This is a genomic window from Lactobacillus sp. UMNPBX17, assembly GCF_002553735.1.
Taxonomy (GTDB): Bacteria; Bacillota; Bacilli; order Lactobacillales; family Lactobacillaceae; genus Lactobacillus; species Lactobacillus gallinarum.
On the sequence record NZ_PCYT01000049.1, the window covers coordinates 1 to 12874 of the forward strand.

Annotated in this window: 12 protein-coding genes and 1 pseudogene; 11 read left to right on the forward strand and 2 right to left on the reverse strand. The window is 34.8% G+C overall.

Annotation, left to right across the window (positions count from 1 at the left end; all coding sequences use genetic code 11):
- Window positions 1–62: 62 nt before the first annotated feature.
- Window positions 63–1553: a cardiolipin synthase gene (gene cls / locus CP368_RS07535; RefSeq protein WP_098043792.1), complete on the reverse strand. Its 1491-nt coding sequence runs from the start codon at window positions 1551–1553 to the stop codon at window positions 63–65.
- Window positions 1554–1703: 150 nt separating this feature from the next.
- On the opposite strand from cls, the gene CP368_RS07540 reads away from it, so the two are divergent.
- Window positions 1704–2204, forward strand: coding sequence for an SLAP domain-containing protein (locus CP368_RS07540; protein ID WP_025005953.1), 501 nt, complete (start codon window positions 1704–1706; stop codon window positions 2202–2204).
- Between the two features lie 64 nt (window positions 2205–2268).
- On the opposite strand, the gene CP368_RS07545 is transcribed toward CP368_RS07540, so the two are convergent.
- Complete coding sequence (locus tag CP368_RS07545; protein WP_098043793.1) at window positions 2269–4542, reverse strand: HAD-IC family P-type ATPase; 2274 nt, start codon at window positions 4540–4542, stop codon at window positions 2269–2271.
- A 125-nt stretch (window positions 4543–4667) separates the two neighbouring features.
- Between CP368_RS07545 and CP368_RS07550 the strand changes: the two genes are divergently transcribed.
- The 10 genes and pseudogenes from CP368_RS07550 to CP368_RS10505 all read left to right on the forward strand — a co-directional run bounded on the left by CP368_RS07550 (window position 4668) and on the right by CP368_RS10505 (window position 12842).
- Complete coding sequence (locus CP368_RS07550; protein WP_087176044.1) at window positions 4668–5522, forward strand: LysR family transcriptional regulator; 855 nt, start codon at window positions 4668–4670, stop codon at window positions 5520–5522.
- 61 nt (window positions 5523–5583) lie between these two features.
- Window positions 5584–6813, forward strand: coding sequence for an arginine deiminase (gene arcA / locus CP368_RS07555; RefSeq protein ID WP_098043794.1), 1230 nt, complete (start codon window positions 5584–5586; stop codon window positions 6811–6813).
- Window positions 6814–6893: 80 nt separating this feature from the next.
- Window positions 6894–8119 (forward strand): annotated as a pseudogene (locus tag CP368_RS07565) (peptide transporter).
- A gap of 13 nt (window positions 8120–8132) precedes the next feature.
- A complete protein-coding gene (citX, locus tag CP368_RS07570) occupies window positions 8133–8669 on the forward strand; it encodes a citrate lyase holo-[acyl-carrier protein] synthase (protein WP_013086469.1) in 537 nt (178 codons plus the stop codon).
- Window positions 8670–8784: 115 nt separating this feature from the next.
- Entirely contained in the window at window positions 8785–9951 is a 1167-nt protein-coding gene (gene eis / locus CP368_RS07575; RefSeq protein WP_098043796.1) for an enhanced intracellular survival protein Eis, read from the forward strand.
- A 15-nt stretch (window positions 9952–9966) separates the two neighbouring features.
- Window positions 9967–10128 carry a hypothetical protein gene (locus tag CP368_RS10595; RefSeq protein ID WP_005719234.1) on the forward strand — a complete coding sequence of 54 codons (162 nt, stop codon included), beginning with the start codon at window positions 9967–9969 and terminating at the stop codon, window positions 10126–10128.
- A complete protein-coding gene (locus CP368_RS07585; RefSeq protein WP_098043797.1) occupies window positions 10118–10735 on the forward strand; it encodes a LysR family transcriptional regulator substrate-binding protein in 618 nt (205 codons plus the stop codon). The genes CP368_RS10595 and CP368_RS07585 overlap by 11 nt, the downstream gene beginning before the upstream one ends.
- Window positions 10736–10824: 89 nt before the next feature.
- The gene (locus CP368_RS07590; protein ID WP_005719232.1) at window positions 10825–11373 is read left to right on the forward strand and encodes a hypothetical protein; all 549 of its coding nucleotides are present in this window, start codon (window positions 10825–10827) and stop codon (window positions 11371–11373) included.
- A gap of 95 nt (window positions 11374–11468) precedes the next feature.
- The gene (locus tag CP368_RS07595) at window positions 11469–12131 is read left to right on the forward strand and encodes a putative quinol monooxygenase (protein WP_098043798.1); all 663 of its coding nucleotides are present in this window, start codon (window positions 11469–11471) and stop codon (window positions 12129–12131) included.
- Between the two features lie 570 nt (window positions 12132–12701).
- Window positions 12702–12842 carry a hypothetical protein gene (locus CP368_RS10505; RefSeq protein WP_158227429.1) on the forward strand — a complete coding sequence of 47 codons (141 nt, stop codon included), beginning with the start codon at window positions 12702–12704 and terminating at the stop codon, window positions 12840–12842.
- Window positions 12843–12874: the final 32 nt, after the last annotated feature.

The following is a 12874-nucleotide window of genomic DNA, read 5'->3' on the forward strand; positions in this document are numbered from 1 at the left end:
AAAACTGCATTATTTAAAAAACAAAATCCCTTATCGGATATACTGATAAAGGGTTTTTCGTTTTAAAAAATAGGTGATAATAATCTTGAAAAGTATTGTTTGAATTTTAACCATGAAGACTGTTTGGCGAAGTATTCATTAGTTAAAAGAGTACATTTATCTAAGTCTTTTTCAAAAATTTCTTTTAATTCTTGAGTTAGGGCAGGATTATAATTGAATGAATTTACTTCGAAGTTTAATGTATAACTCCGGAAGTCTTGATTGGCAGAACCAACTGAAGAAATATTAGAGCCACTCACCATCGTTTTAGCATGAATAAAGCCATCATTATATTTATAAACTTTAACATTGTGAGCTACTAAGTATTTAGCATAATATTCCGTAGCTCGGTAAACAAATGGGTGATCAGGCATACATGGGATCATAATTCGCACATCAATTCCACTATTAGCGGCAATAATTAAAGCTTCAAGAATTGATTCTTCAGGAATTAAATAAGGCGTTTGAATATAGATATATTTTTTGGCTCCTGCAATGATTCCCTGGTAGCCTCGCCTAATTCCATAGTGTTGGTTGTCGGGACCTGAGGAAACAATCTGCATTGCTACATTCTTACTATCATTAATGTCCTTGCGGTTAACTCTAAATGATTTGAGTTCTTTTAATTCAAATTTAGGTAAATTAGTTCTTCTGATTGAAGTGTTCCAATCCATTGCAAAACGGACTTCCATTAAAACAGATGATTGTCCAATTACGCGCAAGTGAGTGTCGCGCCAATGACCAAATTTGGGTGATTTATTAACATATTGATCTCCAATATTAAATCCGCCAATATAACCAATGTGGTGATCAATAATGACCAATTTTCTATGCAAATGATAATTAAGTCGAGGTGTAGTAAACCAGTGCTTTTTGGAAGTAGAAATGAATGGTTGAGCCTCACCACCTAATTCACGCAGATGGTCAAAAAAAGCAGGCTTAGTGCCACGTGATCCAGAAGTATCATAAATCACCCGTACTTTAGCACCATTAGCTGCAGCCGCTTCTAGAGCCTTTAAAACTCGCTTGCCCAATTGATCAGAATAAAAAGTATAAAATTCCAAACTAATAGATTTTTTAGCATTTTTAATATCAAGGATCATTTGATCAAAAAGCTCTGGCCCAGAGGTAAAAACCTTAACTTGATTGTCAAAAGTTAAAATTGCATCATCATTGTTAAGATTTAATTCTGAAAGCATTCTTACCCGTGGAAGTCGTTCTTTTTCAGGCAAAAGATCATGTTCTTTAAGCATATCGCGCTGTTCAGCTAAATAATGTCTTTGCACCTTTTTCTGTTCTTCTTGAATAGCAAAAATTTCATCATGTGAAAGCTGACGTCCAAAGAAGAGATAGAGAATAAAGCCAATACCTGGCAAAACAGTTAATACCAGCATCCATGCCCAAGTTGCAACAACACTGCGACGACTTCTAAAAACCGTCCAAACAGCGAATGCAATGTTAATAATCCATAGTACTTCAATAGTTCTACGAATTATATCCCAAGTTAAAATCATAAGTAATTACTCCCTTGTAAGTAGTGTTATAGATAATTTTAGCAGAATTAAAGAAATAGTTATAAAACAGTTGAGTAAAAAATGCTTCTAATTGAATTATTTTTGATAAAATAAAGGTGAAAAATGGTATAAACACTACGGGGGTGGATTATGATGAGAAAGCAAATTATTTCTGCTGCAGGTATAATGTTGGCAGTTATTGGATTGGGCGTAGCAACTACACAAAGTGTTGACGCAGCCATTACCAATCCAGTTAGACAAGGTAAAAGATTAAATCTAACTAGAAATGCTACTGTTTATAATAAGCATGGTGTTAAAGTTGGACATCTGAGAAAGGGAAAACTTTACAAAGTACGTGCTATAAAGATAATTAATGGTGATACTTATGTAAAGATTCGTAAGAATAGATTTGTTAAAGAAGAAGCATTCTTGCCATATATGAAGTCCACTATAAAGGTAGTTAATAGAATTAAGAAGCCTTCCTTTATTTATGATGAGAAGGGCGAAAAAATTCCAGGCAAGTTTTTGAAGCGTGGCGCTAAGGTTAATTACTTAGGTCATAAAGAAATTAATGAAAAGCCATTTATTAAAATTGCCGATGGCGAATATGTTAAAGCTTTAAACGTCTTGACTACAGTTTCTAATTATTAGTCAAAATAAAAAGCACTCTGAAACTACAATGTAGTAATCAGAGTGCTTTTTTTATATTTTATAATTATCTATTTTTCATTACAGGTTGGTAAATCAAATCAATAATGACTGCAGCAACCAATGCCACTACAACCGTAATTAATAAGTTTTGCCAACTAATTTGAGCCATTGCCAAGCCACACAAGGCTAAAATAAATGTTAATGCGACGTCAGCAATTTGGACGATACCAACTAATTTAGATGGATAATCTTGCCAGAAGTATTTACGAGTTCTAGTAATCAATACAATTAGCATTGCACTAAGAACTAAGTAAACATAAACCATGGTAGAAATTGAATTATGACTCCAGCCATGTAAGTTTAGGTAGCTGACAAATGCGAAACCGATAATTGTCCAACCTGCAGCAAGTGAAAATGCAATTTTAGCTAATCTTGCCATATTCCAGTTTTCAGGCTTGTAAGTAATATGAGTCCGGTCAGTACCGATCATCATAGTTACCATATTATTCATAACTGTATAAATAACCATTGCGTTTAATGCCATTGGAATATAGTTGAAGAAGAGGTAACCAAAGGTTAAAAGCATAGTTAATTCGGCAGTTCTAGCGAGTTTAGTAAGTGACCAAGTAGTCATTCTTTGGTATACACGGTGACCCGCATCAAGAATCTTAACAATAGAACTTAAGCCGTCATCCAGAAGTACCATCTTACTTGAACGTTTAGCAACATCGGCAGCGTTAGAAACAGCAATACCAACTTCAGCTTGCTTTAAAGCAGGAGAATCGTTAACACCATCACCAGTCATACCAACGATGTAGCCTTTTTCTTGGAAGAATTTAACCATTTTAAGTTTGTCTTCAGGCAAAACATCGGCGATACCAGCTAATTCACCAACATCAGTGCTTTCATCGAAGTCATGAATAGAGATAACATTCCCAGTTAAATCAACTTGTTCAGCGACAGCTGCAGCCGTTCTTTGGTTATCACCAGTTAACATAATTGGACGTACGCCACGCTTTTTAAGTTCTGCCAAAGCAGCCTTGGAATCTTTTCTTACCTTATCTTGTAAGATAAAGACTCCTGCAAGCTTATCATCGATCAACACAGCAACTGAACGTCCAGCCTTAAAGTTAATACCTTCGACCACTTCATTAGCATTTTTATCGATTAAGGAAAGTTGCTTAAATGAACCTAACTTAACGTTATGACCATCAACTTCTGCCATAGAATAACCGGTGTCAGAAGTAAATGGGGTGAAGTGATCAGCGTCCATGACAGGGATGCCATTTTCTTTTAAGTATTCATCAATAGCAATATCAATAATACCTGCATTACGTTTGTCGGTTGCACTACCAGCTAAAACTAAAACGTCTTGATCAGGTAAATCACTTAAATCGCTCCAGCTAGCAACGGCTGTTTTATTTTCAGTGATTGTACCGGTCTTATCAAGTAAAAGTAAGTTTAAGTTAGCCGCATCTTGAATACCGGTTAAATCGGCAGTTAAGACGCCTTCTTTACTTAAGCGAGTTGCTTCAAATGAGTTGGATAATGCAAAAGTTGATGGCATGGCAACAGGAATTGAAGCAATAAACATCATAGCCAAGAATGGCAACATATTAATAAAGGTATCGAAATTGCCGCCCTTAAAGAATGAAGCAATGATGATAACTAAGGTAAGTACACCATCGAGTAAGCAAAGGTAGTAGATAATCTTTGTTAAAAGTTGTTGCAAGTGACCAGGTGCAGCTGAGTTGTTAATCAAATTAATGGTTTTACCACTTCTAGAATCCTTACCAGTTGCAGTAACGATTGCTAAGCCGTCGCCCTCAACTACAGTGGTACCAGCATAAGCTGTATCATCGATATTCTTTTTAACAGCTTTAGATTCACCAGTAATTGAACTTTCGTCACAGGCAATGTTGCCACTAACTATTTTTACGTCAGCAGCTAAAACATCCCCACGTTGAAGTGAAATTAAATCGCCTTTAACCAATTGCTTAGAGTCAATTTTAATCCACTTACCATCACGCTCTACAGCAACTTTAGGCGTTAATTCGTGTGAGATGGTATTTAATACCCGTCGTGATTGCTTCTTCTTTGATGCACCGTTAAAAGCTGCAAAAAGAAGCATGAATAAAACAAATAATGATTGAATCCACTTGCCGAGGATACATTCAAGGATTAATGCACCTTCAAGAATCCAAGCAGAGAGATTCCATAATTTTGATAAAAATTCCTTAAAGAAGTTGTATTCAGGTTCAGGAACTTCGTTTAGACCATCTTCTTTAAGTCGTTTTTCTGCTTCGGCTTGAGTTAAGCCGTGAAATTTTTCAGACATTTTATTCCCTCCAAATCTACCTTAATAAAGTAGCACATATGTTGTGGAGATGAAAATACTAAATTAAAATATAAGATATAAAAAATTTTAATAAGACCTGTAACCAAAATAAAAAGGATAGATCAATGAATATTAAACAATTACGTTACTTTTTAGTAGTAGCCGAAGAAAAACAAATCACGTCTGCGGCTAAAAGACTTTATATTGCGCAACCACCGTTAAGTTATCAATTAAAGCAATTGGAAAAAGAATTGGGAGCACAATTATTCAAGCGGACTGCTCATGGTATCGAATTAACGGATGCGGGACAAATTTTACAGAGCTATGCTAGTGAAATCTTATCGCTATCTGAAAGTGCTAAGAATCAGGTCCACAAGACCATTTCTGGCGAATTAGGCACAGTTGCAATTGGAATGGCTTCTTCATCAACTGGTCTTATTCCTATGAAGAATTTTCAAGCCTTAACTGAATTTTATCCTGAAATTAACTTTGATATTTATGAGGACAATACTTTTGGTATTATCGATAAATTGGAAAAGAAAACAATCGATTTAGGTATTGTTCGTACTCCCTATAATCGTAACGGTTTAAAGGCGAAAACTTTAACTACAGAAAGAATGATGGCAGTTACTGTTGATCCTAAATTTAAGGATAAAACGGAATTAAGAATTAAAGATTTAAATGAGCAGCCTCTTATTATCTACCGGCGATTTGAAGAGATTTTTAATCAAACTTTTGCTCATCATGGAATTAAACCGTTTTATGCTGTTAAATGTGATGATTCCAGAACAGCGATCACCTGGGCTAAACGAAAAATGGGAGTGGCTCTTGTTCCGGAATCCATTGCCTCTACATATGCTCCTGGTGATCTTATTCCGATTAAGCATAGTAACTGGATAACACATTTACAATTAGCATGGCGTAAAGATCAAAAGGTTACGCCATTAATGAAAAGAATAATTGATGCTTTAAGCCTTTAAGATTGTAACTTGTAACTAATTGATCCATAATTATTGTAAGCGGATACAATGAGACGGTATAATGACTGACTTAATTCATGTTTATTCCGAAATTGGCAAATTGAAAACAGTTATGTTACATCGGCCAGGAAAAGAATTAGAAAATCTTTCACCGGATATTTTAAATCGGATGTTAATTGATGATATTCCGTATTTGAAAATTGCACAAAAAGAACATGATTATTTTGCCCATACTTTGGAAAAACAGGGAGTTCATGTCGCTTATTTAGAAGATTTATTAGCACAATCTTTGACTAATAAAGATGTCCGCACGAAATTTGTAGATCAATTATTAGAAGAATCTAACATCAAAAAAGAAGATCCATTACATCAACTGTTAATGGATTATTTAATGGCCTTGCCAGTAAATGACATGGTTAAACAGATAATTGCTGGAATTAGAAAAAATGAAATACAAAATATAACACCTTCATTAGCCGATCTAGCTGAAGATCCAGATTATCCATTTTACTTAGATCCGATGCCAAATGTATATTTTACCCGTGATCAACAAGCGGCAATTGCTAATGGCATGACTATTAATAGGATGACATTTAGAGCTAGAAGACGTGAATCTTTATTTATGGAAGCTATATTGAAGCATCATCCCAAATTTAAAGATGCCAATATTCCTGTCTGGCGAGATCGTTATACTCATGGACGCTTAGAGGGCGGCGATGAATTAGTTTTGAACAATCATGTTTTAGCGATTGGTATTTCTCAAAGAACTTCAGCAGCTGCCATTACCGATCTTGCTCATAGTCTTTTTGGTCATTCTAGTTATGACATAATTTTAGCAATCAAAATACCGCACAATCATGCTATGATGCACTTAGACACGGTCTTTACAATGATTAATTATGATCAATTCACCGTTCATCCTTTTATTTTAGATAAAGCAGGGAAAATTGATATTTATGTTTTAGAGCAAGACGATCATGGTGAGGTTAAAATTACGCCAGAAAATGATTTGGTTAAAGTTTTAAAGAAATACTTACACGTATCAGAGATTGACTTAATTCCGACTGGCAATGGTGATTCGATTGCGGCTGCTTGTGAACAATGGAATGACGGCTCAAATACCTTGGCTATTGCACCAGGTGAAGTCGTTACTTATGATCGTAATTATGTATCAAATGATTTGTTAAGAAAACATGGCATTTTAGTTCATAAGATTCATTCAAGTGAGCTTTCTCGTGGTCGCGGAGGATCAAGATGCATGTCATGTCCACTTGTTCGTGAAGATTTGTAAGAGGCAGAAAAATGAAATATTTATAAAACGTTTTTCAAGGTAGAAGTTTTCTCGATTGTAAAGACTATACTCCAGCTGAAATTTCATATTTAATTGATTTTGCATTACATTTAAAAGAACTTAAAAAAGAGCATATCCCGCATGAATATCTGAAAGGTAAAAATATTGCACTACTTTTTGAAAAAGCATCAACTAGAACGCGATCTGCTTTTGTAGTAGCTTGTAATGATTTAGGCGCTCATCCAGAATATCTAGGCGCAAGCGAGATCCACTTAGGTAAAAAAGAAAGCGTCAAGGATACGGCTAAAGTCCTAGGCTCAATGTATGATGGAATTGAATATCGCGGTTTTGCTCAAGAAGATGTAGAATAGCTGGCTAAATATTCTGGCGTTCCTGTTTGGAAATGGGTGATGGCCGCGATAATGTTGCCGACAGTCTTTTAGTTTGTGGCTCAATGTTAGGTGTTAATGTACATATTGTTACACCCAAGCCTTTGTTTACACATCCTGATGTACAAAAAATTGCTCAAAATTTTGCCCAAGATTCAGGTTCAAAAAATTTGATCACAGATGATATTGCTCAGGGCGTTAAAGGAGCCAATGTTGTTTATACCGATGTTTGGGTTTCGATGGGTGAAAATGATTGGTCTGAACGAATTAAATTATTAAAGCCATATACGGTCACAATGAAAATGATGCAAATGACTGGTACACCAGATGACCAATTGATCTTTATGCATTGTTTGCCAGCTTTTCATGATCGAACAACTCAGGTGGGAGAAGAAATCTATGAAAAATATGGCTTAAATGAGATGGAAGTAACTGATGAGGTCTTTAATTCAAAGTATGCTTGGCAATTTACAGAAGCTGAAAATCGATTGCATTCAATTAAAGCAGTGATGGCGGCTACTTTAGGAAATTTATTTATTCCGATTGCCTGTGGCGGTGGTGGCATCCCTGTTATTGTGAAAGATGGGCATCTCAGAGGTGTTGCCGGCGTAATTGATAAAGATTTTTCCGCTGCTAAAATGGCAGAAGATATCAACGCTGATGAATTAGTAATTCTAACAACGGTGGATCATGCATTTTTGAATTATGGCAAAGAAAATCAACAAGCAATTGGTAAAATAAAAGTTGAACAGCTCAAACAATACCTAGCAGAAGGTTATTTCGCAGCTGGGAGTATGAAGCCTAAGATAGAAGCTGCAATTGAATTTGTAGAAAAAACAGGTAATTTAGCAATTATCACCTCTTTGAGCAATGCCAACAAACTAGCAGACGGAGTCGGCACAATCGTTTATAATTAACTGGGTGATAAAAATGAATATTTTTAATGAAGGAAAAAAGCAGGATATTGCCCAAGTTTTAGCAGCTAAAGATAGGCGAGTAGCTGTACAACATAAGATTTTTAATAAGTATCCTAATCAAACTCTAGTCGACATTAAGATGAATATCCCAGGACCAATCAAGAATAATCGCTATTTAACTAAAATGTTTATGTTTGGTATCAATGAGCTGGAAAATGCTTGGACTAACCTAGGTTATCATTTTAAATTGGTGACACAGCTTAATGATGATAGTGGCTGTGAAAACTTCTATGTATTATCTTTGTCAATTGAAAAAGTAAAGCGCTCAACAATTGATTTTGAAGATCAGACATCATTGGGACGTCTCTTTGATGCAGACGTGTTGGTAAAAAATAAACAAGCTGCAATTTCACGCAGAGATTTGGGCAGGCAGCCACGTAAGTGCTTTTTATGTGATCGCCCTGCTAAAGAATGTGCTCGCAGCCGGAGACATTCAGTGGAACAGATGCAGGCATTTATCTCTCAGCTTTATCAAGAATACGTTGCGTAAAATAAACCGGGATTTTATGATTCCGGTTTATTTTTATGAAAAATCTAGTTAAAAATTAAAAAAATGAACTAAAATAGTAATGAATAAATTTATAGATGTACGTATAGGAATAAGCATGAAATTAAAGAAAAATAAGAATAATTTAAAGCAAATTACGGCATTAATTCAATATGCATTTTTGAAAAATAATGATTTGACTAAAGACGAAAATTTTATGAGTCGTTATGATCATAGTACAGGTTATGGCTATTTTGATAAGGAAAAATTAGCTAGCTATATTATGGTTAATCGATTTAAAAGTGATGTTTTTGGGCATCATTTACCGATGGCTGGAATAGGTTATGTAGCTTCATATCCTGAGTATCGTGGCCAAGGTCATATTTCCCAATTAATGAAAGAAATTTTGCATGACTTACATAGGCAAGATATTCCGTTTGCTAACCTGGCACCATTTTCGGAGAGCTTTTATCGCCAGTACGGGTTTAGCAATAGTATTTATCAAAAAGAATATCGCTTTGATGGAAGCGCATTGCGTAGTTTTAAATTACCACGTTCTGGTCATATAGTGCGTGGCAAGTGGGACAATTTAGCTGTTCAAAATGGTGTGATTCAACTTTATGAACGTCAACTGCATACTGATGATGAACGTAACACGGTTATACGTGAGGCATGGTGGTGGAATAGACTTGATTCTTATTATCATCACCGCAATGTAGCCGTTTATTTTGACGCGGATGAGCGGCCAATTAGTTACTTGATTTATCGCATTAGAGACAATACTTTTTTAGCTGATGAAATGTACGCAATTACGCCGCAGGGATTACTGAGTATGTTTGGTTTTATGGGTTCGCACGCGGGCAGTGTTAAGCAATTTAAAATGAGCGTACCAGAGAAATCGTTACGAGCTGAACTTTTTCCTGAACAAAACGAACTCCAAGTTGATTTGCGTCCTTATATGATGAGTCGAATTATTGATTTTGAAAAAGTTTTGGCTTGTATGCGGCCAATGCAAGAAGGTGATTTTAATCTGGAAGTCAATAGCGATGAACAGTGTCCTTGGAATATTGGAGTTTGGCAATTAAGTAATCATGGACGTAAGGTAGCGGTAGAACGTAAGGAAGATGCATTGGTTGATTTTTCGGGATCAATTACCGCGTGGACCCAGGTACTATTAGGTAGACTAACCATGAATGCTGCTGTTAAACTAGGATTAATTACAGATTACCGCATCCAAAAATTAGATTTCGTTAAAGGCGATGTATCATTTTATGATTATTTTTAGTTGTGAGGTTAAAAAATGAGCAAAGAAAAGAAACTCAATTTAATAAAATTATTTGGCATTGTAGTTAGTGGTTTGAATTTGATCTTTTTTGCCTTGATGGCACTTAATAAGCATGAAGATACTAAGGATAAAAGAAGAGTAGCAGAAGAAGGACACGCACCGCTGGATGAAAAATAAAATGACGGAATTAAAGATTGCATATTTTGACCAATTAGGTCGTAAGGAATTAGATCAGGCAGTGCAGCATTTTGTGTTAAAACATCCTAATGTAGATGTAAAACTACTTGCGACTAGTCATGATGGTGCTTTTGCAAAATTGAATGAAGATGAAGCAGACATAGCAATCAATGATTTGCGTGACGAGAATCTTAACTTTGATGAAACAGAATTGACTCAAGCTGGTGTAATGGCAATTTTGCCCAAGGGAATGTATCCTAATGGCATTCAAATGATTGAAAAAGACGAGCTCAATGATATGACTTGTTTTATTGTGGCTAAACCTGAAGAAGAGGTTAGTGAGCTACATTTATTTAAAGATTTGTATCAAATTGGCAGTCAATTCATCGCTTCTAACTCGGTTGAAGAAGCAGCACTGTTGGTCGCCTCTGGGTCTGGCTATTTTATTTTAAATGAGAATACGGTTAGGTTAATTAATACTGCAGATTTGCAGCCACTTTTCTTGCTTGATCATGGTCAGTTAATAAAGCAAAAGATAATGGCTTTTTATAAGTCAAATTCAGCGTTAAGTAGTGAGTTTATAAAGCTATTGCAGCAAGAATATTAATCTGTAAAGTTAAAAATATCTTGTCTAAGTACTATAAGATACTGTAAAATATATTATGAAAGCGGATTCATATATTTTACATTCTGGAGATGATTTTTATGCTAAAAAGAACTTTGTTACCTTTAACATCAATGGTACTTGTTTTAGGATTAACTGGTTTGGCTAGTCAAGTTGAGACTGTTGATGCTTCAACTTATGGTAATGGTGTACAGGTTACTATTCCAAAAAAGATGCAGGGTACTTGGTACTCTTATGATCGTAATGCACATAATGGCACAAAGATCACCTTTACTGAACATACTGTTAATGGCAAACCAATATTTACCCAGGAGGCTTCGACAATTAGTGATTACTTCAATGGTAGAATTGCTAACCAGAAGAACTTTGATAAGGTAACGCAAAACTGGATGTCTGGTAAAACTACCAAAATGAAGAATGATACATTCTATGAGATTGATCCGTGGATTACTTTTGAAAATTGGAGTCTTTATCGAGTGGTACCACAAACCATTAATGGTAAAAAGCATAACGTGCTGGTTTATTCTAGTAGATATGATGGTGGTAACTACTTCAGAAGCAAGAAATTAGCTAAAAAAATGAAGGACTACAAGTTTAAGAAAGTTAATTACACGTTATAGTTTTGTGACATCCCTTAACTAAGGGATGTTTTTTACTAATAGACGCGGTAAAATTTAGTATAATAGTGACAAAATTAATTCTTGGAGGAGAAGTTATGAAATTAAAACAAACACCAATTTTGCGTTTATATAAACTAGAAACTAATAAAGGGGATCATGCAAAGTTCGTTAAGGCAGGGCAACATAATATGCTTACTTCTCAAGAAAACGAACCAGGCACATTGTTTATGCAGACAAGTCATGACGAAGAAACTACTAATTTTGTAGTAGAATGCTATCAAGACGAAGCAAGTTATGATACTCATGCTAATTCAAAGCAATTTAAGGATTTTACTGACGTTGCTAAAGATATTTTAACTAGTCGAGTAAAGGTAGAATTGTTTCCGGAATTTATTTCTACAAAGGCAGAAAAACTAGCAGTTACCGGATCAAATGATTATGTTATTTATCTGACTGAAATTGGTGTTTCTTTAGGTAAGGGCGATGAGTTTGCTCATGCTGTAATGAAAGAAATGAAAACGGCAGTCGAAGAAGAAAAAGATATTTTGGCAATGATTGCAGGAACTGTTGCCAATCAACCAAATGAATGGTTAGCTATTGAAGTTTATCGTAATAATGAAGCTTACAAGCAGCACTTGGAAACTAAGAACTTCAAAGAGTATTTGAATAATACAAAATATTGTGTTGAAAGTAAGAGTTTACGTAAGTTGCAACCAGATGTAATTGTTGACCAAGGTGCAATTTTCTACCAACCATAAAGAATAAGACGAAAAGAAGACCAGGCTATGTGGAGTACATAACCTGGTCTTTCTAGTTAGAGGGGAAAAAGATTTATTAACATATATTATTCTGGTTTTTAGTGGCGATGTTTTACCTTTGCTACTGCTGGTTTATTAATTAATACTGAGCTGATGGCCATTAAACCAAGTGTTAAAAATAATCCACCAATTAAGAGTAGTTTAATCAAGGTTCTCATTCCTTTCATCTTAATTGATCTTATAATAGCGAAATAATATTAAGAATTTATATGTAAAACCTAATGGATTAGTTAAGAAAATAAAACTAGAAAAAAGGCTGGTTAGCACGTAAAATAGAAATAGAGTCAAAGTCTAGTGCAACTGCGCATAAAATAAAGCAGTATCGATGGGATGCTGCTTGTTTTGGTTAAAAAATAGAGAATATGCTTGTAGCCCTTTTCGTAAATAGCGTTAATGTTGTAAAATGGAAAGTGCATTAAGTTTATTAATGAGAAAATTGATGTATTATTGCAAAATAGGCCGTAATGGCCCTTTTTGTTGTGAAAAAATTAAAAGAATATAGGATTGGAAATGCCAGGAATAGTAGAGCAAACATTATTAGAACAACAAAATATTGATTTAAATGAAATGGTAACAATGAATCAAATGATTGATCAATTGTTGCCTAATGCAAGTAAAGAATTACAACCGAAAATTGCAATTTCAAATTGAACACTTTTGAAAATTAAATTCTGTATATTGAA